Genomic DNA, 21,507 nt, shown 5'->3' with positions numbered 1-21,507 from the left:
GCGGTGCGTCAGCCGAACAGCTTCAACGCCGTCGCTACCGACAGGAACATCGACAACGGGCGACCTTGAAACGGCGTGAAACCATACTTGAGATAAAAAGCGGCGGCTTTGTCGTCCTTGGCGTCGACGATCAGCGCGAAAGAGGCGGGAGCGGCTTGGGCGCAGCGCCGGAGCGCATCCACGATCAATGTCGATCCAACACATTGTCCCTGATATCGGGTGTCGACAGCCAACCTTCCAATCAATATGGCGGGCAGGACTGGATAGCGCGGTAGGCGTTTCGTCAGTTCTTCTGGCAGAGAAGCGATGGGCACACTTGCCGCTGCAAGAGTGTAATATCCGGCAATGAGACCGACATCACGGTCTGCGGCGACGAAACAATTGCTGACTCGGCGTTTGACGTCCTGGCTTGCCTGCTCGCGAAGATAGTGGTCCAGTGCCAGTACACCGCAGCTGAATCCATTCCGAGTATACGAGCCACCCAGTGGCTCGATGATCAAGTCCAGACTCACCGGGCTTCGACGACAAGTCGCTTGTAGGCATCGGCGGCTTTGCGCAGTGCTTCATTGGGATCGGGTGGATTGAGAATGGCCTCGACCAGAGCGTGCTGATCCTCGATGGACAGGCGAATGATAGCCGTCTCCTCAATGGTGCGTTGTGCGGCTTCCTGCGCGGCGGCAATCACGAAGTCACTGACGCTGCGGCCCTGAATTTCGGCAGCACGCTTCACCACGCTAAGCATATCTGGCGAAATACGAGCCTCGATACGGGCAGTGCGGGTCTGTTGCTTTGGCATCGCGATCACCTCTGACGCAATATGTACGGGTTTTAACCGTACATATCAAGCGCTGCGGTCACCGTCGGCTGACCGGAGGAAATTCAAACGGATCTGGCGCCGGCTCCTGCCGCAACGTGCCTTCTGCGGTGCGTTTGCGGTGGTGGGCAAGCGAGCATCGTGGTGAGCACAATATGCCGCGATCCGACCAGTAGGCGGCGCCGTTCGCCAGGTCGCCGTGATAGTAGGAAAATCCGGTTGCCCGGTAGGGCAAACCGCATTCGATGCAGCGATAGGCGTCAGGTCTGGCAAGCATGGCAATGGTCCGGTCGGCTCTGTATATGATCTGCCCAGATCATATACGAGGATGTAATTCCTGGTTGAAGAAATTTTGAGAGCAGCAATTTTGAAATTGACCAGAACCTCCGCGATTTCGTCATCTTATGGTCTGCGCCGCGCCGCTTCGCCCGTGGACGTCGACCCCATGGCGATTGGAAAATCCACGTGACAAAGTTTGACGTTTACGTAAAAAGAAGGTCGCTGACGACCCGAACGCGGTGGTTTGCGTCGGCGCTTCCGCATAGGATTTGTCGCTAGGGAGGAGCAGATATGTATCGCGCACCGGTCGAGGATATCGCGTTCACGCTGAAGCACGTCGCCGGCATGAAATCAGCGCTCGATGCCGGTGCGTTCGGCGATCTCGGCGAGGATTTGGTCGATGCCGTTCTTGGCGAAGCCGGCCGTTTCGCCACCGAGGAAGTGGCGCCCCTTTACAAGATCGGCGACGAACAAGGCGCCGTGCTCAGGGATGCCGCCGTCACCATGCCGACGGGCTGGAAAGAACTCTATCGCCGCTGGATCGATGGCGGCTGGAACGCGCTGTCCGGGCCTGAGGAATATGGCGGCCAGGCGTTGCCGACCATGCTTGGCGTCGCCGCGCTCGAAATGTGGAATTCGGCCGCCATGGCCTTCGGGATCGGCCCGACGCTGACCATGGGCGCGGTCGAAGCGCTCGACAAGCACGCCTCGGAGGAACTCAAGGCGAAATATCTCGCAAAGCTCGTCTCCGGCGAATGGATGGGCACGATGAACCTGACCGAGCCGCAGGCGGGCTCCGACCTCGCCGCGCTGCGCGCCCGCGCCGAGCCCGCGGGCGACGGTACCTACCGGATCTTCGGCCAGAAGATATTCATCACCTATGGCGAGCACGACTTCACCGACAACATCGTCCATCTGGTGTTGGCGCGGCTGCCGGACGCGCCGGCCGGCACGCGCGGCATTTCGCTGTTCCTGGTGCCGAAATTCCTGGTCGGCGACGACGGCTCGATCGGCGCGCGCAACGACGTCTTCTGTTCCGGCCTCGAGCACAAGCTCGGCATCCACGCCTCGCCGACCTGCACCATGATCTATGGCGACGGCTTTCAGGGCGCCAAGCCAGGCGCCATCGGCTGGCTGATCGGCGAGGAGAACAAGGGCCTCGCCTGCATGTTCACCATGATGAACAATGCCCGTCTGGCCGTCGGCATGCAGGGCGTCGCGGTCGCGGAAGCCGCGACCCAGAAAGCGATCGCCTATGCCAATGAGCGCCGCCAAGGCAAGGCGAGCGACTATGTTGGCGCCGGCATGGCGCCGATCGTCCATCACCCGGACGTGCAGCGCAATCTCCTGACGATGAAGGCGCTGACACAGATCGCCCGCGCCATCAGCTATTCCTGCGCCCATGCCATCGATCTCGCGCGCGTGTCGTCTGGCGACGAGGCGGTGCATTGGCGCGACCGTGCCAATCTCCTGACGCCGCTCGCCAAGGCGTTTTCGACCGATATCGGCGTCGAGGTCGCCTCGCTCGGCGTGCAGGTGCATGGCGGCATGGGTTTCATCGAGGAAACGGGCGCGGCCGCGCTTTATCGCGACGCCCGCATCGCGCCCATCTATGAGGGCACCAACGGCATCCAGGCGATCGATCTGGTGACCCGAAAACTGCCGCTCGGCGGCGGCGAGCACGTGCATGGCTATATCGACGAACTGGCCGGTATCGCCAATGCGGTGCGCACCTCCAACCTGCAAGGTTTCGGCCGAACCGCCGATCTTCTGGATGCTGCCCTTGGCGATCTGACGCAGGCGACCCGCGTCCTGCAAAAACTGGCGGTCGACGGAGAGACGGACAAGGCGCTGGCTGGCGCCACGCCTTATCTCCGGCTGATCTCGCTCGTCGCCGGCGGCGCCTATCTGACGCGGGCCGCTCTTGCTGATCAGGGCCGCATCGCGCTTTGCCGCTTCTTCGCCGAAAACCTGCTTGGCGAAGTCAGTGCCTTGAAAGAGCGCGTCATCGACGGTGGCGACAGCCTTGCCGCTGCCGGCAAGGCGCTGATGTCCGCCTGACATTCACTGAGGAAACAATCGTGACAGACCACATTCTCGTAGAGCGCCAGGGCGCCATCCAGATCATCCGCATGAACCGCCCCGACAAGAAGAACGCGCTGACGCGCGCCATGTACGCGAAGATGTCGGCTGCCCTTGCCGAAGGTGACGCCGACCCGGCGGTCCGCGTCCATGTCTTTCTCGGCGTGCCAGGTGCCTTCTCGTCCGGCAACGACCTGGCAGATTTCATGGTCGTCGCCACCGGCGGCGACGGCGGCACCGAGGTCTGGGATTTCCTGATGGCGCTGGCCCGGGTCGAAAAACCCATCGTCTCCGGCGTCGATGGCATCGCGGTTGGCATCGGCACCACGCTCAATCTGCATTGCGACCTGACCTTCGCCACGCCACGCACCGTGTTCCGCACGCCTTTCGTCGATCTTGGCCTCGTGCCCGAGGCAGGATCGAGCCTGCTCGCCCCACGCATCCTCGGCCAGCAAGGCGCGTTCGCGCTGCTCGGTCTCGGCGAGGGTTTTTCGGCCGAGCGCGCTATGGCCGTCGGCCTGATCTACGAGGTGGTGGAGGAAGGGGCGCTGGAGGCTTCGGTGCTTGCCGCGGCTGGCCAGATCGCCGCCAAGCCGCCGCAAGCGCTCAGGATCGCGCGCGACCTGATGCGTGGCTCACGCGACGACCTCGTCGCCCGCATTGAGGTGGAAAGCGAGCATTTTCGCGAGCGGCTGAAGTCCGACGAGGCGCGCGCCGCGCTCACCGCATTCATGACCAGGAAAAAGAGCTGAGCCCCTTTCAGGGGTAAAGCCGCGCCTTGTCCCAACCACCCTTGGTGTCACGGGAAAAAACCACCCGGTCATGCAGCCGGAACGGTCTGTCGTGCCAGAATTCGATCGTCTTCGGCACGATGCGGAAGCCGGACCAGTGCTTTGGCCTTGGGATTTCGCCGATGGCATAACGGGCCGTGTATTCGGCGACCGCCTTTTCCAGCGCGAAGCGGCTTTCCAGCGGCCGCGACTGTTTCGAAGCCCAGGCGCCGATGCGGCTGCCACGCGGGCGCGTCGCGTAATAGGTGTCGGCTTCGGCGTCGCTGACGATCTCCACCGGGCCGCGCACGCGCACCTGCCTGCGCAGCGACTTCCAGTGGAAACACATCGCCGCCTTCATGCTGCCAAGAATTTCCTGGCCCTTGGCGCTCTCGAAATTCGTGTAGAACACAAAGCCGCTTTCATCGAACCCCTTGAGCAGCACCATCCGCACGTCCGGCATGCCCTCGGCATCGACGGTCGCCAGCGCCACGCCGTTGGCGTCGTTGATTTCGCTCTTGGTGGCGTCGTCCAGCCATGCGGCAAAAAGGCGAAACGGCTCGGCGGCCTCGGTAAAGTCACCGCTTGTTAACTCTGCATCACTCATAGTTTTTCTCAAATTGTCACGAAATCAGGGAGGTTGCCGATTGTCGCGTATCGCGCAAGCTTTTGACAGCAGGCAATGGGGCGTTATCGCTTCAGCCAGCGCGAAAGCGGCGATCGTGGCGGCCGCCTTGCCGCTCGCGGCTTGCGGAGCGGGGGGCTTCAGCCTGGAAAAAGCCGAAGTCGACCGCTCGATCCTGACTTCGAGCACATTGGCATCGCCAGCGCCGGCCGATTCCGATCGCGACTCCGACCAGACGACGATCGGCAATGCGGTGTCGTCCGCCGACATCGAGCAACTCGGTGGCCAGGCGGTGCCCTGGGCGAACACCGGCACCGGCTCGCGCGGCTCCATTACCGAACTGGCGGAGTTGAAGGACAGGGGTCAGACCTGTCGCCGCTTCAAGGCTTCCCGCGAAAGCTTTGACGGTGTTGCCATGTTCGAGGGTGAACTGTGCCTTGCCGGCGCTGGCGGTTGGCGCATGCAGGGCTTCAAGGCGCTCTGAGCCTGCTCCGAAAGCCGATTGGGTCGGCTTGGCGGATTTTTTCCAAGCCAATCCTCAACCGCCGTCTTCACGGCTCAGGCTCTGATTTTCCACCTTCGATCTGAAGCTCCGCCACTGGAATTTCTTCCTATGCGAGCGCATATAGGAGGCAAGTATGGACTCAACTCATTTCCAGGGCAGGACACATGCGCGACCCCTATGAGGTGCTGGGCGTTGCAAAGAACGCATCGGCCAAGGATATAAAATCGGCGTACCGCAAACTCGCTAAGAAACATCATCCGGACCAGAATCCGAATGATCCCAAGGCGAAGGACCGCTTTGCCGCGGCCAATCAGGCCTATGAAATCATCGGCGACGAGAAGAGCCGCGCCGCTTTCGATCGCGGCGAGATCGATGCCGACGGCAAGCCGCGCTTCCAGGGCTTTGAGGGTGCGGCCGGTGGCGGCGACCCCTTTGCCGGATTTCGCCGTCAGCAGCAGGGGGCCGGAGGCTCACACTTCGAGTTCCGCTCGGGCCGGCCGGGCGGCGATCCGTTCGACGGCAACAGCGACATCTTCAGCCAGATATTCGGCGATGCTTTCTCCGGCGCGCGCGGTCCAGGCCAGGGTGACCGTCGCCAGCCGGCGACGGCGGCCGACCTCAATGTGACGCTCGACATCACCATCGAGGAAGCGGCCAATGCCGAGAAAGTGACGGCGATGTTCCCCGACGGCCGCAAGGTGGCCGTCAAGCTGCCGGCCTATGTCGAGGACGGCCAGACCATCCGGTTGAAGGGCCAGGGTGAGCAGGGACCGGGTCAGCCTGGCGACGCGTTGGTCAAGATCCACATCCGCCGGCATCCGCGCTATCGCATCGAGGGTCGCGACCTGCACGCCGATCTACCGGTTTCGCTGGCCGATGCGGTGCTGGGCGCCAAGGTGCCGGTCGAGACGCCGACCGGCAGGCTCGCTGTCAACGTGCCCCCCTGGTCGAGTTCCGACAAGGTCCTGCGGCTCAAGGGCAGGGGCCTGCCCGAGAAAGCCGGCGGCCATGGCGATCTCTACGCCCATGTGCGCATCATGCTGCCGGAAGGCGGCGACAGCACGCTGGAATCGCTGTTGCGTGGCCAAAAAGGCTGATCGAGAGCTTTGTCCCCCGAACTGTCCGGTTTGAACGCTTGAAGGGGCTGTGTGCCTGTGCGATAGGCACTTCACAAAGCAGAAACCTTGCGGAGAGCGCTGACATGGCGGGTGGACAGGGCCTAATGGCCGGCAAGCGCGGCCTTATTCTTGGCGTCGCCAACAACAGATCGATCGCCTATGGCATCGCCAAGGCCTGCGTCGATCACGGTGCCGAAATCGCGTTGACCTATCAGGGCGAAGCCTTCAAGAAGCGCGTCGAGCCGCTGGCGGCTGAACTGGGCGCTTTCGTCGCCGGCCATTGCGACGTCACCGATCCGGCGAGCCTGGACGAGGTCTTCGCCAATGTCGCCAATCATTGGGGCAAACTCGACTTCCTCGTGCACGCCATCGCCTTCTCCGACAAGGACGAGCTGACCGGCCGTTATGTCGAGACGACGCGTGACAATTTCCTGCGCACCATGGACATTTCGGTCTATTCCTTCACCACCATCGCCAAGCGCGCCGAAGCGCTGATGACCGAGGGCGGTTCGCTGCTGACACTGACCTATTACGGCGCGGAAAAGGTGATGCCCCACTACAACGTCATGGGCGTCGCCAAGGCGGCACTCGAGGCCAGCGTGCGCTACCTCGCGGTTGATCTCGGCGCCAAGAAGATCCGCGTCAATGCGATTTCCGCCGGCCCGATCAAGACGCTTGCCGCCTCCGGCATCGGCGACTTCCGCTACATCCTGAAGTGGAACGAATACAATTCGCCGCTGAAGCAGACCGTCACGCAGGAGGAAGTCGGTGATTCCGGCGTCTATTTCCTGTCCGACCTGTCGCGTGGCGTCACCGGCGAGGTGCACCATGTCGATTCCGGTTATCACGTCGTCGGCATGAAGGCGGTCGACGCGCCCGATATTTCGACGGTCAAGGATTAGTTCTCTCCGCCCGTCCCGGCCCTGGCCCGATCTCCGGAGAGCTGATGTACCCGCTGGTTTATATCGTGCGCCACGGCCAGACCGCGTGGAACGCCGAGTTCCGGCTTCAGGGCCAGGCCGACACCGATCTCAATGCTCTCGGCCGCGAACAAGCGACCGAAAACGGGCGTCGGCTGGCCGAACTCATCGGCGATCCCAACGAGTTCGACTTCGTCGCCAGTCCGATGAGACGGACGCGCGAAACCATGGAGCGCGTTCGCGCCGCGATGCGGCTCGATCCGCTCGCCTATCGAACCGATGCCAGGCTCATCGAAGTCAATTTCGGTGATTGGCAGAGTTTTACCTTCGCCGAACTCGAGACGCAATCACCCGGGGCGAGCCGGTCGCGCGCCCTGGACAAATGGAATTTTCAGCCACCCGGCGACGGTGCGGAAAGCTACCAGATGCTGCTCGAACGGGTGAAGCCCTGCTTCGATGAAATGAAGCGCAGGACGATCTGTGTCACGCATGGCGGCGTCATGCGCACCCTGTTTCGTTTCGTACTTGATATGGCCGAGGACGAGGCGGCGAACCTGGAGATACCGCAGGATCGCGTGCTCAGGCTGCAGGGCAAATGCCTGGAGTGGCTGTAGCGGTCCTGGCTATGATCGCCTTCATGGAGATCGGTTCGCAAGGTTCGTGGGGAAATTCCCAGAGCCGCCCGATCGCTCGCTTTTATTGAATCGTGCTCGACGAGAGTGGCTTTGCGCCGCGGCGCCTATATGTTCGCCGCATCACCCTCGACATTGGTGCGGCCGCTGTCGCGAGCAGTAGCGTCAGCCACCTAAGGCCCCAGATCGGCGAGGTGCGGACAGCGGCGCGCCACCAGCGCCGATAATCCGGTATATCGACAAGGCTGTTCCATGGTTTGCTGACGCCGGAGAAATGTAACAGCCAAGGATCGCGCCGCTGCAGTGTCGCGGCAGCCATGTCGGCGTAGTGGCGGCGTGGTTCCCGCTCAAGGAACCAGACCATGGTGTTCCAGCGCGGATCCAGGAGAACAATGCGGCCTCGGAGCAGCAGATTTATTGCGTCCTGATCACGCCAGCGGAACCTATGCGGGTGATCAAGCAAAAGTTGCCCCGCCCGCTCGCCGAACCATTCGTGGCGAAGTGTGGCAAGGTCAAGCAGCAGTATCCCGGAGTTGACATAAGTGAAGTTGTCAGGGTCCCAGCCGAGCGCGTCGCGGACATGGAGCACATGGTCGAGCCGACCGGTAATCGCCTCCTCAGCCAGGGCCGCGTGCAGGCCCAAATCCTGTACCGCACCGGCCACGGCACCGCCAAGATCGGTGGCGAGCAGCGGTCGGATATCGGCTACCGCAAGGATGTCCGCGTCGAGATAGAGCACGCGATCCAAGTTCGGGAGGAACTCGCCGAGTTGCAGCCGCAGCAAAGCCGCGGGCGTAACGTGATCGAACAGCGCTATATCTCGAAACCGGTTCTCGACGTAATGAGTGCGCAGGCGATGTGGGCTTACCCGTAGCGCTTCCAGGCGCCGGGACCGGCGGCTGGGTGGCTCACCGTAAAATACATGAAACGTCAGCGGGGGCCCGGGCGAGAGGTGTGCCAGCACCGAAGCAATCGTTACCGCCGCTTGGTCGACATTTCCACCGTCGACACACAGGGCGACGTCGAGACAGGTGGTCATCTTGATCCGACCCAACCAAGGGCTCCCATCTGATCGCTAGAACCAGCGCGGGCTGCGTACCCGATTCGGGTTTCTCCCGGAAAGTGCCGGAGGAGCCGCACAGCCAACCTTGTCAGTAGGCAAAGTAGACGTCCCAGACAAACTGCTCGCCAATGCCGAAAGGAACATCAAGGCTCTCTGGGACGCGGTCGGCGCCGCCGGCCAATGCAACCGTCCGGGCTCGGCGAAACCCTGAGCACTCTCGATATTAGCCCGAATTGGCTGGGAAGAAGCCTTAGTTCGTGTCGCTGTCACCCGGCAACTGCATGTCGGTCACGACGTTTTCGCCATTGGTGACGTCATAAGCGATGACGATATCCATGCCTGGCTTCAGCGAATCGAGATCGGTTTCGGCATTGAGCTTGTAGGATTTGCCGTCGTCCAGCGTCAGGGTCAGCGCATCCTTGTCGACCTTCTTGATCAGGCCTTCGGTCTGGCCGGCAAAGGCGGCGGTGGAAAGCAGCAGCGTGGCGGCAACAGCGCCAATCAGGATACGCATGATCGTCCTCTTTGGTCATTGCGCCGGCCTGGGTGGCGGCGGGTCCTCAACGGCGAATGGAAGAAAGCAGAAACCAGCCGAATGTGTCAAAACTTAAACGGCGGGGATGACAGTTTGACCACTGTGGAAAACGCCAATAGAAGGCTGGCTTCAGCCGGCTGCGATGCCGGGCAGGGCGCTTTTCCATGTCTCACAACACGTTCGGCCATCTTTTCCGCGTCACCACCTGGGGCGAGAGCCACGGCGCAGCGCTCGGTTGCGTGGTCGATGGTTGTCCGCCGGGCATCCGCTTCACGCGCGACGAAATCCAGGCCGAACTCGACAAGCGCCGTCCGGGCCAGTCGCGCTTCGTCACCCAGCGCCGCGAACCGGACGAGGTGAAGATCCTCTCGGGCTTCGTCCTCGACGAGGACGGCGCCACGATGATCACCACCGGCACGCCGGTGTCGATGCTGATCGAGAACGTCGATCAGCGCTCGAAAGACTATGGCGAGATCGCCCGCCAGTTCCGGCCGGGCCATGCCGACTACACCTACGACGTCAAATACGGCATACGCGACTATCGCGGCGGCGGCCGCTCCTCGGCGCGCGAGACGGCGGCCAGGGTCGCCGCCGGCGCGCTCGCCCGCAAGGTGGTGCCGGGCATGGTGGTGCGCGGTGCATTGGTGTCGATGGGCGAAAAGTCGATCGATCGCGCCAACTGGAACTGGAATTTCATCGGCGATGCCGAGAACCCGTTCTTTACCCCGGATCCGGCTTCCGTGCCCGTCTTCACGCAGTATCTCGACGGCATCCGCAAGGCCGGCTCCTCGGTCGGCGCGGTGATCGAGGTCGTCGCCGATGGTGTGCCTCCTGGCCTCGGCGCGCCGATCTACGCCAAGCTCGACCAGGACATCGCGTCCGGCCTGATGTCGATCAACGCCGTGAAGGGCGTCGAGATCGGCAATGGTTTCGAGGCCGCCCGCATCACCGGTGAACAGAATGCCGACGAGATGCGCATGGGCAATGACGGCAATCCGGTCTTCCTGTCCAACAACGCCGGCGGCATCCTGGGCGGCATATCGACCGGCCAGGCGATCGTCGCGCGCTTCGCCGTCAAGCCGACCTCGTCGATCCTGACGCCGCGCAAATCGATCGACAAGGACGGCAACGACGTGGAGGTGATGACCAAGGGGCGCCACGACCCCTGCGTCGGCATCCGAGCCGTGCCGATCGGCGAGGCGATGGTCGCCTGCGCCATCGCCGACCATTATCTGCGGCATCGAGGACAGACAGGGAAGGGGAGTAGGGGAGTAGAGGAGCAGGGGAAATAAATTTCACCCTTAGCCCGACCAGGCAAATTCTTTCCTTTTCCCTATTCCCTTGCTGCCCTATTCCCCTACTCCCTTGCGAGCGAAGCGAGCGCACTATGCCTTACGACCAGAAGAAGATCGTCGAAGCCATCCGCGCCTTCGAGCGCGGCGAGATCGTCGTCGTCATGGATGATGACGGACGCGAGAACGAGGGCGACCTGATCGTCGCCGCCGTCCACTGCACGCCCGAGAAGATGGCCTTCATCGTGCGCAACACCTCCGGAATCGTCTGCACGCCGATGCCGCGCGAGGAAGCCAAGCGGCTCAACCTGCAGCCGATGGTCGCAGACAATGATTCCGCGCACACCACCGCCTTCACCGTCAGCGTCGACTTCAAGCATGGCACGACGACAGGCATTTCGGCCGACGACCGCACGCTGACCGTCCGCAACCTTGCCAATGGTAATGTCGGCGCCTCCGATTTCGTCCGCCCCGGCCACATCTTCCCACTCATCGCGCGCGAGGGCGGCGTCCTGATGCGCTCGGGCCATACCGAGGCGGCTGTCGATTTGTGCAAGCTCGCCGGCCTGCCGCCGATCGGTGTCATTTCCGAACTGGTCAATGACGACGGCACGGTCAAGCGCGGCCCGCAGGTGCAGGCTTTCGCCGAAGAACATGGCCTCAAGCAGGTTTCGGTGGCCGATCTCATTGCCTATCGGCAGCGCAAGGAAACGCTGGTCGAGCGCGTCGCCTGCTCCGACATCGACACGCTCGGCGGCAAGGCGCAGGTCTTCACCTACACGCTGCCCTGGGACACGATGCACCATGTCGCCGTCGTCTTCGGCGATATCCGTGACGGCGAGGACGTGCCTGTGCGGCTGCATTCCGAGGATGTGGTGACCGACGTGTTCGGCACCAGCCACCGGCTCGACGGCATCATGAAGGCGATGGGCGAGCGCAAGCGCGGCGTCATCGTCTATCTCAGAGAGGGCTCGGTCGGCGTCGCGCATCAGGAGCGCAAGCGCCCCGCGTCGGGCGACCGCGAGGATCACGAAGAGGCGCGCCGGCGCGAGAGCGAATGGCGCGAGATCGGCCTAGGCGCGCAAATCCTGAAGGATCTCGGCATTTCTTCCATCAACCTGATCGCTTCGCGCGAGCGCCATTACATCGGCCTCGAGGGCTTTGGCATCCACATCGCCAAGACCGAGATTCTGTAGCGGGCCAACACCTTCGCGACGTCGTCATCCACGGGTCTGCGCTCCGCCGCGCGTCGCTTCGCCCGTGGATGACGATGTCGCCTAGGCCAAACGTATATGCGCTGATCATCGGACGGCTAGCCGTCACTCCGCCGGGATAGCCGCCTCGCATCCTGCCAACTCGCATTCGTGGGTGGCGAGGCTGCGCTGGCCGAGCAGCACCGTGACCAGCGCGATAACGCCTGATGCAACCGAAACCCAGAACCCGTTCTGCGCGCCGAACGCATCCACCACCGCGCCGGCGGCGAAGGAACCGAGCGCCATGCCGATGCCGATGCCGGTCATCACCCAGGTGATGCCTTCAGTCAGCATCGCTTCCGGCACGTGCCGTTCGATCAGGCCGAAGGCGGTGATGAAGGTCGGCGAGATTGCCACGCCGCTGATGAACACGGTCAGCGCCAGCAGCGGCACCGTACCGGCGGTGAGCGGCAGCAGCGTGCCAAGCGCGACCAGGGCGACCGCGATTGCCAACTGGCGTTGCAGCGGCGCTTGCAGGTTGAGGGCACCGACGATGATGCCGAGCACGAACGACCCCAGCGCATAGACGCCGATGACGAGGCTGGCGGCGCCCGGCTGGCCAAATTCCTTGGTGATGGCCACGGTGCTCACCTCCGTCGTGGCGAAGGTCGCGCCGATGAAAATCAGGGCAAGGGTGATGATCTGCACCGGCCGCAGCCTTATTGCCGAACCGCTCGTGGCGCGATCCACCGGCCGCACCTGCGGTTCGGTCGACCGCTGCAGGATGAAAGCCGTTGAACCGATGGCGAGGAGCACGGTGCTGACCAGAACGCCGGCTTCAGGAAAGAGGCCTGCACTGAGGCCCACCGACAGCGACGCGCCGGCGATATAGACCAGTTCGTCCGCCGCCGATTCGAAGGCGAAAGCGGTGTTCATCTGCGGCCGTCCCCGGAAAATCTCGGTCCAGCGCGCGCGCACCATTGCCGGCATGCTGGGCATGGCCGCGGCTGCCAGTGCCGAGGCGAACAGCGTCCAGACCGGCCAATCCTGATTGGCCGCCGCGATGAGAACCGCGAAGGCGATCACGGTGATGATGGTGGTGGGGACCACGATGCGTGTCTGGCCCAGACGGTCCACCAACCTTGATATCTGCGGCGCCACGAAAGCATTGCCTAGCGCGAAAGTCGCCGAGACAGCACCCGCCAGCCAGTATTCGCCACGCGTCTGCGACAGCATCGCGACGATGCCGATCGGCGCCATGGCGATCGGCAGGCGCGCCAGGAAGCCGGCGGCCGCAAAGCCTTTGGCTCCGCGGGCCCGGAAGATTTCGGAGTAAGGGTTATGCATGATCCGGTTCCTCGACAAAAGGCGATCTGATAATTACATACGATACGTATGAGTGTTAAATAGACCATACGTCGCGTATGTCAATTGGCATACGGAGCGTATGTGGATAGGACCAGAGCATGCACCGACCACGCAAGGAGATGATCGCTGAGACACGAGCCAAGCTGATCGCCGCGGCGCGTCAGGCTTTCGGCACTATCGGCTATTCCGAAGCATCGATGGACGATTTCACCGCATCGGCCGGGCTGACTCGCGGCGCCCTCTATCATCACTTCGGCGACAAGAAAGGCCTGCTGGAGGCGGTTATCGCTGAAATCGATGCGGAAATGGCCGCCCGGGTGAATGAGGTTGCGTCACGGGCGCCGACCCGCTGGCAGCATTTCGTCGACGAATGCACGACCTATATCGAAATGGCGCTGGAGCCGGAAATCCAGCGCATCATGTTCCGGGATGGCCCGGCCGTGCTGGGCGACCCGGCGCAATGGTCGAATGCCAGTGCATGTGTCGGTTCAATGACCGATCATCTAATCGCGCTGCAGGGGGAAGGGGTGGTCGTCCCCGGTGTCGACCCGGAGTCGGCAGCGCGGCTGATCAACGGGGCGAGCAGTCAGGCCGCGCAGCGCATCGCCAATGCGAAGGATCCCGAGGCGACGTCGAGGATGGTTGTGGCGGCGTTCAAGCAATTGCTCGAAGGCCTGCTGAAAAAGCCGCAAGCGCGGTCAAGCTGAACCGCCATGGCGGGACGCCACCGCCCGCAATTGACAACAGCCGGTTTGAGCGCATCCTCCCCCAGCCATCTCTGAGGGGGAGAATCGGGCATGTGGGATTTCGATATCGGCAGGTCGGTGTCCATCATGGTGCGGACCTGGCCCTTCATTGTCTTTCGCATGATCGTCTATTTCGGCATCACGCTGGCCTACATCATGGCCACCGGCACCGGTGCCTCGGTCGGTTATGGCGTCGGCCATATCTCCACCGATCCGGACGGCCCGTTGTCCTTTGCCCTGTGGGGCGGCGTGGTCGGCTTTGGCGTCGTCTCGATCGCCGTCTACTGGCTGCGCGAATACATCCTCTATGTCGTCAAGGCCGGCCACATCGCCGTCATGGTGCATCTGATCGACGGTCATGACGTTCCCGACGGCCAGAACCAGATCGCCTACGCGAAACAGGTCGTGACCGAGCGTTTCGCCGAGGCGAACATCCTTTTCGTCGTCGACCAGCTGGTCAAGGGCGCCATCCGCGCCATCACCGGCCTGCTCGGCGGCGTCGCCGCCTTCCTGCCCATTCCTGGCCTCAGCGGCCTTGTCGCCTTCCTCAACACGCTGATCCGCCTGTCGCTGACCTATGTCGACGAGATCATCCTCGGCTACAACATTCGCATCAACTCGTCCTCGCCCTTCGAAACCGCGCGCCAAGGCGTCGTGCTCTACGCCCAGAACGGCAAGATCATGGTCAAGAACGCCGTCTGGCTGGCGGTCATCATGTGGGGCGTGTCGTTTGTGATCTTCCTGCTGATGCTGGCGCCGGCCGCCGCCATTCTTTACGTCATGCCCGGTCAACTCGCCGGTTGGGCCTTCGTGCTGGCGATCGTCTTTGCCTGGGCCTTCAAGGCGGCCTTTATCGAGCCCTTCGCCATCGCTTGCCTGATGCAGGTCTATTTCAAGACCATCGAAGGCCAGGTGCCCGATGCCGCCTGGGATGCCAGGCTGGCCGAAGCCTCGTCGAAGTTCAGGGAACTCAAGGACAAGGCGCTCTCCACCTTCGGCGGCTCGCGCTGGGGCACGGCCGGCGCGACGCGCTGATCGGTGGGACTCGCGGGCGCAATATCGGGGATGTTGAGGCGCGCCACCGCCGATTTGAGCGGTGCCTCTCCCTGGCCGCAAAACGTCTCGCTCATGATCAGGTCGGGCAGCGGCAGCCGTCGTCCCCAGCCATGCGTTTCAAGATCCGGTTTCGGTGCGAACTCCGAGACACGGCCGACGCAGAGATAGGCGATCGGCGTTACATGGTCGGGAATGGCCAGCAGCCGTTTCAACGCCTCGGCCTCGATGATGCTGACCCAGCCGACGCCAACACCCTCGGCACGTGCCGCCAGCCAGAAATTCTGCACCGCGCAGACCGTGCTGAAGAGGTCCATCTCCGGATTGTGCCAGCGTCCAAGCGGCGAGCCTTTCGAGCGTTCGCGGTCGCAGGTGATGCAGATGTTGAGCGCGCCTTCGCAAATGCCTTCGAGCTTGAGCTTGCGGTACAGCGCCCGCCTTTCTTTTTCGATAGCCGGCAGCTCCTGTTCTCGCGCGGCCAGGAACAGGTCGCGCACCTCAGCCCGCCGCTGCCCGTCGCGGATGACGATGAAGTTCCAGGGCTGCATGAAGCCGACCGACGGCGCGTGATGGGCGGCAAGCAGCAGCCGCGCCAGGACGTCGTCATCGATCGCCTCCGATGTAAAATGGCTGCGGACGTCGCGCCGCGTGAACATGGCGCGATAAACCGCGTCGCGCGCTTTCTGATCGAATCCGTCGCCGACAGGAGCGGTCATGGCTTCCGGCATCGCGTGTCCCCTTGCGATTGCAATCCCTGATATCCGCCTGACCATGCGGATATCGATGCCTGCCAGGCCGGTCTTCTGGCTCGGGATCAACCCGCCTCCGGTGCCTTCCCGTCATCGACAGTGGCATTTACCGGCGCGGTCCCCCTTACAGCGTTGGGCACGCCACGGAATTCAACCGTGTTCCCGATTCTCCCGCCACAAATCGACCGGCGGGCACCAGGCAGGTCCCCACCTTACGCCGAAGTGCCGGCGACGCCAATGCCCGTAGCGACACTACGAGACGCGGACGTGATTTTCCCCAGCGATCAAAGCGCGGCGCATGGTCATTGAGGCGCCGGGGCACTAGATAGGGGGACATGGCCACCCGTCTCTATACACACCCGATCTTTCTCGAACACATCACCCCGCCCGGTCACCCCGAGCGGCCGGATCGCCTGCGCGCCATCGAGCGCGTGCTCGACGACGAAGCTTTTGCCGCGCTCGACCGCGTCGAGGCATCTAAAGGCGACGAGGCGACGATCCTCTACGCGCATCCCGCCGATTTCGTCGCGCGTGTCCGCGCCGCCATCCCCGACGAGGGCATAGCCCGCATCGATGCCGACACCACCGCCAGCCCGAAAAGCTGGCAGGCGGTCATCACCGCGATCGGTGCCGCCAACGCCGCCGTCGACGACGTCTTCGCGGGCCGTGCCGACAATGTCTTCGTCGCGGCCCGACCGCCCGGCCATCACGCCGAAAAGACCACGGCGATGGGCTTCTGCTTCTTCAACACAGCGGCGATCGCTGCCCGGTATGCGCAGAAGAAGCATGGCGCCGAACGTGTCGCCGTCGTCGACTGGGACGTGCATCACGGCAACGGCACGCAGGACATTTTCTGGGACGATCCCTCGGTGCTCTATTGCTCGACGCACCAGATGCCGCTCTACCCCGGCACCGGCGCGAAGACCGAGACCGGCGCCGGAAACATCGTCAACGCGCCACTGGCGCCGCAAACCGGCAGCGAGGTGTTTCGCGACGCCTTCCTGTCGCGCGTGCTGCCGTCGATCGACAATTTCGCGCCCGACCTGATCATCATTTCGGCCGGCTTCGACGCGCATCATCGCGATCCCCTGGCCGAGATCAATCTGACCGAGGACGATTTCGACTGGGCGACCGGCCAGCTCATGCAGCGCGCCGCTCGCCACAGCGGCAACCGGCTCGTCAGCCTGCTCGAGGGCGGCTACGATCTGCAGGGATTGGCATTTTCGGTCGCCGCCCATGTCGGGCGACTGATGAAAGGATGAATGATGAGCGGTGAGATCAACGAAGACGTCAAGGCGATGAGCTTCGAACAGGCGCTCGACGCGCTGGAGAAGATCGTCGATGACCTGGAGCGTGGCGACGTGCCGCTCGACCAGTCGATCCGCATCTACGAGCGCGGTGAGGCGCTGAAGGCGCATTGCGACCGGCTGCTGAAGGCTGCCGAGGACAAGGTCGAGAAGATCAGGCTGTCGCGCGACGGCAAGCCGGTCGGAACCGAGCCGCTCGACGCTGACTGACGCCGCTCGCCAACGACGCGCTTGCCTCACCGGCTTTTGGACACGATCATGATTGAGGATAAGGCTCGTCCCGATTGAAAAGGTTCCAGAGGAGGTTTGGAAACGATGTGCAGAAACATCAAGACCCTGTTCAATTTTGATCCGCCGGCAACCAATGACGAAGTCCGCGACGCGGCGCTCCAGTTTGTCCGCAAGCTGAGCGGGAGGACGCGGCCGTCCGCCAAGAACCAGCATGCGTTCGATCACGCGGTCGAGGCTATCGCGGCGGCGGCACGCGAGCTGCTTGATACGCTCGAGACCCACCAGCATCCGCGCAACCGGGAAGAGGTGGCGGCCAAATTGCGGGCGAAGGCGGCTATCCGGTTTGCCTGACGCGGCCAAGGCCGCTGACAAGGAGAGTTCATGAGCTTCTTTCCCGGTAAAGATCCTGAAGCCGGTGATGCCTTTGCCAGCGACCAGCTCGAGCTGATGGTCATCCCCAACGCCAAGGATATTGGCGGCTTCGAGGTGCGCCGCGCCTTGCCGACCGCCAAGAGAAGGCTGGTCGGGCCATTCATCTTTTTCGACCGTATGGGCCCGGCCATCCTGCGGGCGGGCCAGGCGCTCGATGTCCGTCCGCATCCGCATATCGGCCTCTCGACCGTGACCTATCTGTTCGACGGCAGGATCAGGCACCGCGATTCGCTCGGCACCGAAATGGTCATCGAGCCCGGTGACGTGAACCTGATGACGGCTGGTCGCGGCATTGTCCATTCCGAGCGCACGCCGCAGGAACTGCGCGGCGCGCCAATGTCGATCTCCGGCCTGCAGACCTGGCTGGCGCTGCCCGACGGCAAGGAAGAGGTCGCACCGGTGTTCGAGAACACCGCTGCGCTTCGACTTCCCGAAATCGACGCCGAAGGCGTCAGCGGCCGCGTCGTCATCGGCGATTTCCAGGGGTTGCGGTCTCCGGTGCGGGCGGATTCCGAGACGCTTTACGCCGATTTGCGGCTGAAGCCCGGCGCCAGCGTCAAAATCCCGGCCGACGCCGAAGAGCGCGCCATCTATACGCTGGAGGGCGAGGTCTCGATTTCGGGCGACGTGTTTCCGGCCGAGCGCATGCTGGTGTTCAAGCCCGGTGACGAGATCGTCATATCGTCGCAAGCCGGTGCGCATTTCATGCTGTTCGGCGGCGCCTCGCTCGGTTCGAAGCGCTACATCTGGTGGAATTTCGTTTCCTCGTCCAAGGAGCGCATCGAACAGGCCAAGCAGGAATGGAAGACCGGCCGCTTCGACATCGTTCCTGGCGACCAGCAAGAGTTCATTCCGCTGCCGGAAGGCTGAGCGGGTCGGTGAGAGGCTGACGGTCCGCGTCACCGACACGCATTTACTTTCGCCGGACGGCGGCCTATCCCGCCGATGAACAGAAAGTCTGGGTGCCCGTGAACGCAACGCCGCATACGCCGCTTCTCGACAAGGTCCGCGTGCCGGCCGACCTGCGCACGCTGGCCGAGGGCGAATTGCCGCAACTGGCATCCGAGCTTCGCGCCGAACTGGTCGACGCGGTGTCCCGCACCGGCGGCCATCTGGGTGCCGGCCTCGGCGTGGTCGAACTTACGGTGGCGCTGCATTATGTCTTCAACACGCCCGGTGACCGGCTGATCTGGGATGTCGGCCACCAGGCCTATCCGCACAAGATCCTGACCGGCCGGCGGGACCGGATCCGCACCTTGCGCCAGGAAGGTGGCCTGTCGGGCTTCACTCGCCGCGCCGAGAGTGAGTACGACCCGTTCGGCGCTGCTCACTCCTCGACATCGATATCGGCCGGCTTGGGCATGGCCGCCGCCCGCGACCTCTCCGGCGGCCGCAACAACGTCATCGCCGTCATCGGCGATGGCGCCATGTCGGCCGGCATGGCCTATGAAGCGATGAACAATGCCGGCGCGCTCGATGCCCGGCTCATCGTCATCCTCAACGACAATGACATGTCGATCGCCCCGCCGACCGGCGCCATGAGCGCCTATCTAGCGCGGCTCGCCTCTGGCAAGGCCTATGTCGGCCTGCGCGATTTCGGCAAGAAGCTGACCTCTTATCTCGGCAAGCGCGCCGATCGCGCCATCACCCGGGCGGTCGAGCATGCGCGCGGCTACGTCACCGGCGGCACTTTGTTCGAGGAGCTCGGCTTCTACCATATCGGCCCAATCGACGGGCACAATCTGGAGCACCTGATCCCGGTGCTGAAGAACGTTCGCGACAACGGAAAAGGCCCCGTCCTGATCCATGTCGTCACCCAGAAGGGCAAGGGCTATGCGCCGGCGGAAGCCGCCACCGACAAATACCACGGCGTCAACAAGTTCGACATCATCACCGGCGCGCAGGCCAAGGCACCGGCCAATGCTCCCGCCTACACCAAGGTGTTCGCCGAAAGCCTGATCAGCGAAGCCCGCGAGGACGACCGCATCGTCGCCGTCACCGCCGCCATGCCGACCGGCACCGGCCTCGACCTGTTCGGCGAGGTATTTCCGACCAGAACCTTCGATGTCGGTATCGCCGAACAGCATGCGGTGACCTTTGCCGCCGGCCTGGCGACGGAAGGCTACAAGCCCTTCGCGGCGATCTATTCGACCTTCCTGCAGCGCGCCTACGACCAAGTCGTCCATGACGTCGCGATCCAGAAACTGCCGGTGCGTTTCCCCATCGACCGCGCCGGCTTCGTCGGCGCCGACGGCGCCACCCATTGCGGCGCCTTCGACACCACCTTCCTGGCTAGTCTGCCGGGCTTCGTCGTGATGGCGGCGGCCGACGAGGCGGAATTGCGCCATATGGTGCGCACCGCCGCCAGCTATGACGACGGGCCGATCGCCTTCCGCTATCCGCGCGGCAATGGCGTCGGCGTCGACATGCCGGAGCGTGGCGTCATGCTCGAGATCGGCAAGGGCCGCATCGTCAGGGAGGGCACCAAGGTCGCCCTGCTGTCCTTCGGCACGCGCCTGCAGGATTGTCTTGTAGCGGCGGAAGAACTCGGCGCGGCCGGTCTTTCCACCACGGTCGCCGATGCCCGCTTCGCCAAGCCGCTCGATGAGGACCTGATCCGCCGGCTGGCCCGCTCGCACGAGGTGCTGGTGACGGTCGAGGAGGGCGCCATCGGCGGCTTCGCCAGCCATGTGTTGCAGTTCCTCGCCCATGAAGGACTGCTGGAAAGTGGTCTCAAAGTGCGCCCGCTGGTGCTGCCCGACGTCTTCACCGACCATGCCAAGCCGGAAAAGATGTATGCCGATGCCGGGCTCGACGCCGCCGGTATCGTGCGCACCGTTTTCACTGCGCTCGGCCACACGGCCCGCGCGCAGCGCGCTTGAATCAAAATCGCGCCCAGCGCGCCTGAATCAAAATCTGAACGGCTTGAATCGGTTTGCCGGCTTGATTTCGTAGCGCATTGTTAACGCTGCCGTTTGGCGTTTCGCTTACCCTGTCCCTTGGCCGTTTTTCAACGGCGCCGTGCTAGATCACGGCCAGGCAGGGAGACAAAATCAATGAAGATGCTTTTGTGCGGCGGGGCACTTTTGGCCGTGATGGTCGTGCCTGCCGCCGCCGAAACGGCCTACGACCGTAATCTTGAAAAGGCCGCGATGGGCATCGTCGCCGGCAAGATGGGCGATATTCGCGGCGGCTTTTCCTTCAGGCAGGTGCCGAAGTTCGTCGTCGTTCCGGACACCGCACCTCGGCCCGCTGTTACGACCGAGCGTCCGCGCGAACAGGCTTCGGGCAACAGGGACGATGGTTTGTCCCCAGCTGTCGAACGCCAGGGTTCACGCACGATCTTCTAGAACCACATATCGCGTACGCAGCGACCATCGCGTGGCAGATCGTCGTAGGAGTCGAGGCCATCGAAATGGTCGATCGGCAGATCGGCGACGGCTTCGGGCGGCGCCAGCCGGACGTTGACGGCCATGCGTCTTCGACCCGAGGCGCTGGCGCGCAGTCCGCGCCAGCCGAGCACGCAGGCGCATGTCGGGCAGAACAGGATTTCCAGCGACGGATCGTCCTTTCCAGCGCGCGTGTAGCTGGCCGTCGGCCCCGAAACCCGAATGCGTTCATCGACATAATCATAGGCCCAGAGCGTGCCATAGCGGCGGCAAAGCGTGCAGTTGCAGGCAGTCACCGGACCGGGATCGCCTTCCAGGGTCCAGTGGGCCGCGCCGCAGTGGCAGGTTCCCGTCAGCATTCGTTCTCCTCGGGTTCGACGATGGAGGCTCTCCTCGACGACCAT

The 21,507-nt window shown here is 63.3% G+C and carries 24 protein-coding genes, 1 pseudogene and 1 riboswitch; of the genes and pseudogenes, 16 read left to right on the top strand and 9 right to left on the bottom strand.

Annotated features, from left to right (window positions below):
- Positions 1-8: 8 nt before the first annotated feature.
- From LB569_RS16215 to LB569_RS16205, 3 genes are read right to left on the bottom strand one after another with little or no spacing between them, the layout of a single operon-like run.
- Positions 9-500: a GNAT family N-acetyltransferase gene (locus LB569_RS16215; RefSeq protein WP_224693179.1), complete on the bottom strand. Its 492-nt coding sequence runs from the start codon at positions 498-500 to the stop codon at positions 9-11.
- A gap of 8 nt (positions 501-508) precedes the next feature.
- Entirely contained in the window at positions 509-796 is a 288-nt protein-coding gene (locus tag LB569_RS16210; protein ID WP_224693178.1) for a DUF1778 domain-containing protein, read from the bottom strand.
- Positions 797-854: 58 nt separating this feature from the next.
- Positions 855-1,091, bottom strand: a complete 237-nt coding sequence (locus LB569_RS16205) for a hypothetical protein (RefSeq protein WP_224693177.1) — start codon at positions 1,089-1,091, stop codon at positions 855-857.
- Positions 1,092-1,384: 293 nt separating this feature from the next.
- Here LB569_RS16205 and LB569_RS16200 point away from each other — a divergent pair, with 293 nt between their 5' ends.
- On the top strand, positions 1,385-3,154 hold the full coding sequence (locus LB569_RS16200; RefSeq protein ID WP_224693176.1) for an acyl-CoA dehydrogenase: 1,770 nt from the start codon (positions 1,385-1,387) through the stop codon (positions 3,152-3,154).
- Positions 3,155-3,174: 20 nt separating this feature from the next.
- Positions 3,175-3,927 carry a crotonase/enoyl-CoA hydratase family protein gene (locus LB569_RS16195; protein WP_224693175.1) on the top strand — a complete coding sequence of 251 codons (753 nt, stop codon included), beginning with the start codon at positions 3,175-3,177 and terminating at the stop codon, positions 3,925-3,927.
- Positions 3,928-3,934: 7 nt separating this feature from the next.
- On the opposite strand, the gene pdxH is transcribed toward LB569_RS16195, so the two are convergent.
- Complete coding sequence (pdxH, locus tag LB569_RS16190) at positions 3,935-4,552, bottom strand: pyridoxamine 5'-phosphate oxidase (protein ID WP_224693174.1); 618 nt, start codon at positions 4,550-4,552, stop codon at positions 3,935-3,937.
- Positions 4,553-4,592: 40 nt separating this feature from the next.
- Here pdxH and LB569_RS16185 point away from each other — a divergent pair, with 40 nt between their 5' ends.
- From LB569_RS16185 to LB569_RS16170, 4 genes are all read left to right on the top strand, one after another.
- A complete protein-coding gene (locus LB569_RS16185; protein ID WP_224693173.1) occupies positions 4,593-5,054 on the top strand; it encodes an RT0821/Lpp0805 family surface protein in 462 nt (153 codons plus the stop codon).
- 185 nt (positions 5,055-5,239) lie between these two features.
- Positions 5,240-6,172, top strand: a complete 933-nt coding sequence (locus tag LB569_RS16180) for a DnaJ C-terminal domain-containing protein (protein ID WP_224693172.1) — start codon at positions 5,240-5,242, stop codon at positions 6,170-6,172.
- A gap of 104 nt (positions 6,173-6,276) precedes the next feature.
- Positions 6,277-7,095, top strand: coding sequence for an enoyl-ACP reductase FabI (fabI, locus tag LB569_RS16175; RefSeq protein WP_140705782.1), 819 nt, complete (start codon positions 6,277-6,279; stop codon positions 7,093-7,095).
- A gap of 44 nt (positions 7,096-7,139) precedes the next feature.
- On the top strand, positions 7,140-7,727 hold the full coding sequence (locus tag LB569_RS16170) for a histidine phosphatase family protein (protein ID WP_224693171.1): 588 nt from the start codon (positions 7,140-7,142) through the stop codon (positions 7,725-7,727).
- An 82-nt stretch (positions 7,728-7,809) separates the two neighbouring features.
- Here the strand turns inward: LB569_RS16170 and LB569_RS16165 are convergent, their stop codons facing one another.
- A complete protein-coding gene (locus LB569_RS16165; RefSeq protein ID WP_224693170.1) occupies positions 7,810-8,799 on the bottom strand; it encodes a glycosyltransferase family 8 protein in 990 nt (329 codons plus the stop codon).
- Between the two features lie 259 nt (positions 8,800-9,058).
- Positions 9,059-9,322, bottom strand: coding sequence for a DUF1344 domain-containing protein (locus tag LB569_RS16160; RefSeq protein ID WP_140705786.1), 264 nt, complete (start codon positions 9,320-9,322; stop codon positions 9,059-9,061).
- A 185-nt stretch (positions 9,323-9,507) separates the two neighbouring features.
- On the opposite strand from LB569_RS16160, the gene aroC reads away from it, so the two are divergent.
- Together aroC and ribB are read left to right on the top strand one after the other, a co-directional pair.
- Positions 9,508-10,635: a chorismate synthase gene (gene aroC / locus LB569_RS16155; protein ID WP_224693169.1), complete on the top strand. Its 1,128-nt coding sequence runs from the start codon at positions 9,508-9,510 to the stop codon at positions 10,633-10,635.
- A 95-nt stretch (positions 10,636-10,730) separates the two neighbouring features.
- Positions 10,731-11,831: a 3,4-dihydroxy-2-butanone-4-phosphate synthase gene (gene ribB, locus LB569_RS16150; RefSeq protein WP_224693168.1), complete on the top strand. Its 1,101-nt coding sequence runs from the start codon at positions 10,731-10,733 to the stop codon at positions 11,829-11,831.
- 123 nt (positions 11,832-11,954) lie between these two features.
- Here the strand turns inward: ribB and LB569_RS16145 are convergent, their stop codons facing one another.
- Complete coding sequence (locus tag LB569_RS16145; RefSeq protein ID WP_224693167.1) at positions 11,955-13,175, bottom strand: MFS transporter; 1,221 nt, start codon at positions 13,173-13,175, stop codon at positions 11,955-11,957.
- A 119-nt stretch (positions 13,176-13,294) separates the two neighbouring features.
- Between LB569_RS16145 and LB569_RS16140 the strand changes: the two genes are divergently transcribed.
- Positions 13,295-13,903, top strand: a complete 609-nt coding sequence (locus tag LB569_RS16140) for a TetR/AcrR family transcriptional regulator (RefSeq protein ID WP_224537909.1) — start codon at positions 13,295-13,297, stop codon at positions 13,901-13,903.
- 90 nt (positions 13,904-13,993) lie between these two features.
- Positions 13,994-14,977 carry a hypothetical protein gene (locus tag LB569_RS16135; RefSeq protein WP_224693166.1) on the top strand — a complete coding sequence of 328 codons (984 nt, stop codon included), beginning with the start codon at positions 13,994-13,996 and terminating at the stop codon, positions 14,975-14,977.
- Between the two features lie 119 nt (positions 14,978-15,096).
- Here the strand turns inward: LB569_RS16135 and bluB are convergent.
- Positions 15,097-15,711 (bottom strand): annotated as a pseudogene (bluB, locus tag LB569_RS16130) (5,6-dimethylbenzimidazole synthase); the annotation flags it as partial.
- A 59-nt stretch (positions 15,712-15,770) separates the two neighbouring features.
- Positions 15,771-15,959, bottom strand: a riboswitch (cobalamin riboswitch).
- Between the two features lie 120 nt (positions 15,960-16,079).
- Here bluB and LB569_RS16125 point away from each other — a divergent pair.
- The 6 genes from LB569_RS16125 to LB569_RS16100 all read left to right on the top strand — a co-directional run bounded on the left by LB569_RS16125 (position 16,080) and on the right by LB569_RS16100 (position 21,064).
- Positions 16,080-17,006 carry a histone deacetylase family protein gene (locus LB569_RS16125; RefSeq protein WP_140705798.1) on the top strand — a complete coding sequence of 309 codons (927 nt, stop codon included), beginning with the start codon at positions 16,080-16,082 and terminating at the stop codon, positions 17,004-17,006.
- A 3-nt stretch (positions 17,007-17,009) separates the two neighbouring features.
- Positions 17,010-17,261 (top strand): exodeoxyribonuclease VII small subunit, encoded by a 252-nt coding sequence (locus LB569_RS16120; protein WP_127280686.1) that lies wholly within the window; start codon positions 17,010-17,012, stop codon positions 17,259-17,261.
- Between the two features lie 105 nt (positions 17,262-17,366).
- Positions 17,367-17,633 (top strand): DUF2277 domain-containing protein, encoded by a 267-nt coding sequence (locus LB569_RS16115; protein ID WP_224693165.1) that lies wholly within the window; start codon positions 17,367-17,369, stop codon positions 17,631-17,633.
- Between the two features lie 30 nt (positions 17,634-17,663).
- The gene (locus tag LB569_RS16110) at positions 17,664-18,584 is read left to right on the top strand and encodes a pirin family protein (protein WP_224693164.1); all 921 of its coding nucleotides are present in this window, start codon (positions 17,664-17,666) and stop codon (positions 18,582-18,584) included.
- A 98-nt stretch (positions 18,585-18,682) separates the two neighbouring features.
- The gene (dxs, locus tag LB569_RS16105; RefSeq protein WP_224693290.1) at positions 18,683-20,596 is read left to right on the top strand and encodes a 1-deoxy-D-xylulose-5-phosphate synthase; all 1,914 of its coding nucleotides are present in this window, start codon (positions 18,683-18,685) and stop codon (positions 20,594-20,596) included.
- Positions 20,597-20,770: 174 nt separating this feature from the next.
- Positions 20,771-21,064 (top strand): hypothetical protein, encoded by a 294-nt coding sequence (locus LB569_RS16100; protein ID WP_224693163.1) that lies wholly within the window; start codon positions 20,771-20,773, stop codon positions 21,062-21,064.
- Here the strand turns inward: LB569_RS16100 and LB569_RS16095 are convergent.
- Positions 21,061-21,462, bottom strand: a complete 402-nt coding sequence (locus LB569_RS16095) for a GFA family protein (RefSeq protein WP_140705806.1) — start codon at positions 21,460-21,462, stop codon at positions 21,061-21,063. The genes LB569_RS16100 and LB569_RS16095 overlap by 4 nt on opposite strands.
- Positions 21,463-21,507 lie beyond the last annotated feature (45 nt).

The organism is Mesorhizobium sp. BH1-1-4, assembly GCF_020165665.1.
Classification (GTDB): domain Bacteria; phylum Pseudomonadota; class Alphaproteobacteria; order Rhizobiales; family Rhizobiaceae; genus Mesorhizobium.
The sequence above is the reverse complement of the archived record's forward strand: the minus strand, read 5'-3'. Positions and strand labels throughout refer to the sequence as shown.

Coding starts and splice junctions, on each gene's coding strand:
- LB569_RS16210 (WP_224693178.1), bottom strand. CDS start 796: ATGCCAAAGCAACAGACCCGCACTGCCCGTATCGAGGCTCGTATTTCG.
- LB569_RS16205 (WP_224693177.1), bottom strand. CDS start 1,091: ATGCTTGCCAGACCTGACGCCTATCGCTGCATCGAATGCGGTTTGCCC.
- LB569_RS16200 (WP_224693176.1), top strand. CDS start 1,385: ATGTATCGCGCACCGGTCGAGGATATCGCGTTCACGCTGAAGCACGTC.
- pdxH (WP_224693174.1), bottom strand. CDS start 4,552: ATGAGTGATGCAGAGTTAACAAGCGGTGACTTTACCGAGGCCGCCGAG.
- LB569_RS16180 (WP_224693172.1), top strand. CDS start 5,240: ATGCGCGACCCCTATGAGGTGCTGGGCGTTGCAAAGAACGCATCGGCC.
- fabI (WP_140705782.1), top strand. CDS start 6,277: ATGGCGGGTGGACAGGGCCTAATGGCCGGCAAGCGCGGCCTTATTCTT.
- LB569_RS16170 (WP_224693171.1), top strand. CDS start 7,140: ATGTACCCGCTGGTTTATATCGTGCGCCACGGCCAGACCGCGTGGAAC.
- LB569_RS16160 (WP_140705786.1), bottom strand. CDS start 9,322: ATGCGTATCCTGATTGGCGCTGTTGCCGCCACGCTGCTGCTTTCCACC.
- aroC (WP_224693169.1), top strand. CDS start 9,508: ATGTCTCACAACACGTTCGGCCATCTTTTCCGCGTCACCACCTGGGGC.
- ribB (WP_224693168.1), top strand. CDS start 10,731: ATGCCTTACGACCAGAAGAAGATCGTCGAAGCCATCCGCGCCTTCGAG.
- LB569_RS16145 (WP_224693167.1), bottom strand. CDS start 13,175: ATGCATAACCCTTACTCCGAAATCTTCCGGGCCCGCGGAGCCAAAGGC.
- LB569_RS16140 (WP_224537909.1), top strand. CDS start 13,295: ATGCACCGACCACGCAAGGAGATGATCGCTGAGACACGAGCCAAGCTG.
- LB569_RS16135 (WP_224693166.1), top strand. CDS start 13,994: ATGTGGGATTTCGATATCGGCAGGTCGGTGTCCATCATGGTGCGGACC.
- LB569_RS16125 (WP_140705798.1), top strand. CDS start 16,080: ATGGCCACCCGTCTCTATACACACCCGATCTTTCTCGAACACATCACC.
- LB569_RS16120 (WP_127280686.1), top strand. CDS start 17,010: ATGAGCGGTGAGATCAACGAAGACGTCAAGGCGATGAGCTTCGAACAG.
- LB569_RS16115 (WP_224693165.1), top strand. CDS start 17,367: ATGTGCAGAAACATCAAGACCCTGTTCAATTTTGATCCGCCGGCAACC.
- LB569_RS16110 (WP_224693164.1), top strand. CDS start 17,664: ATGAGCTTCTTTCCCGGTAAAGATCCTGAAGCCGGTGATGCCTTTGCC.
- LB569_RS16100 (WP_224693163.1), top strand. CDS start 20,771: ATGAAGATGCTTTTGTGCGGCGGGGCACTTTTGGCCGTGATGGTCGTG.
- LB569_RS16095 (WP_140705806.1), bottom strand. CDS start 21,462: ATGCTGACGGGAACCTGCCACTGCGGCGCGGCCCACTGGACCCTGGAA.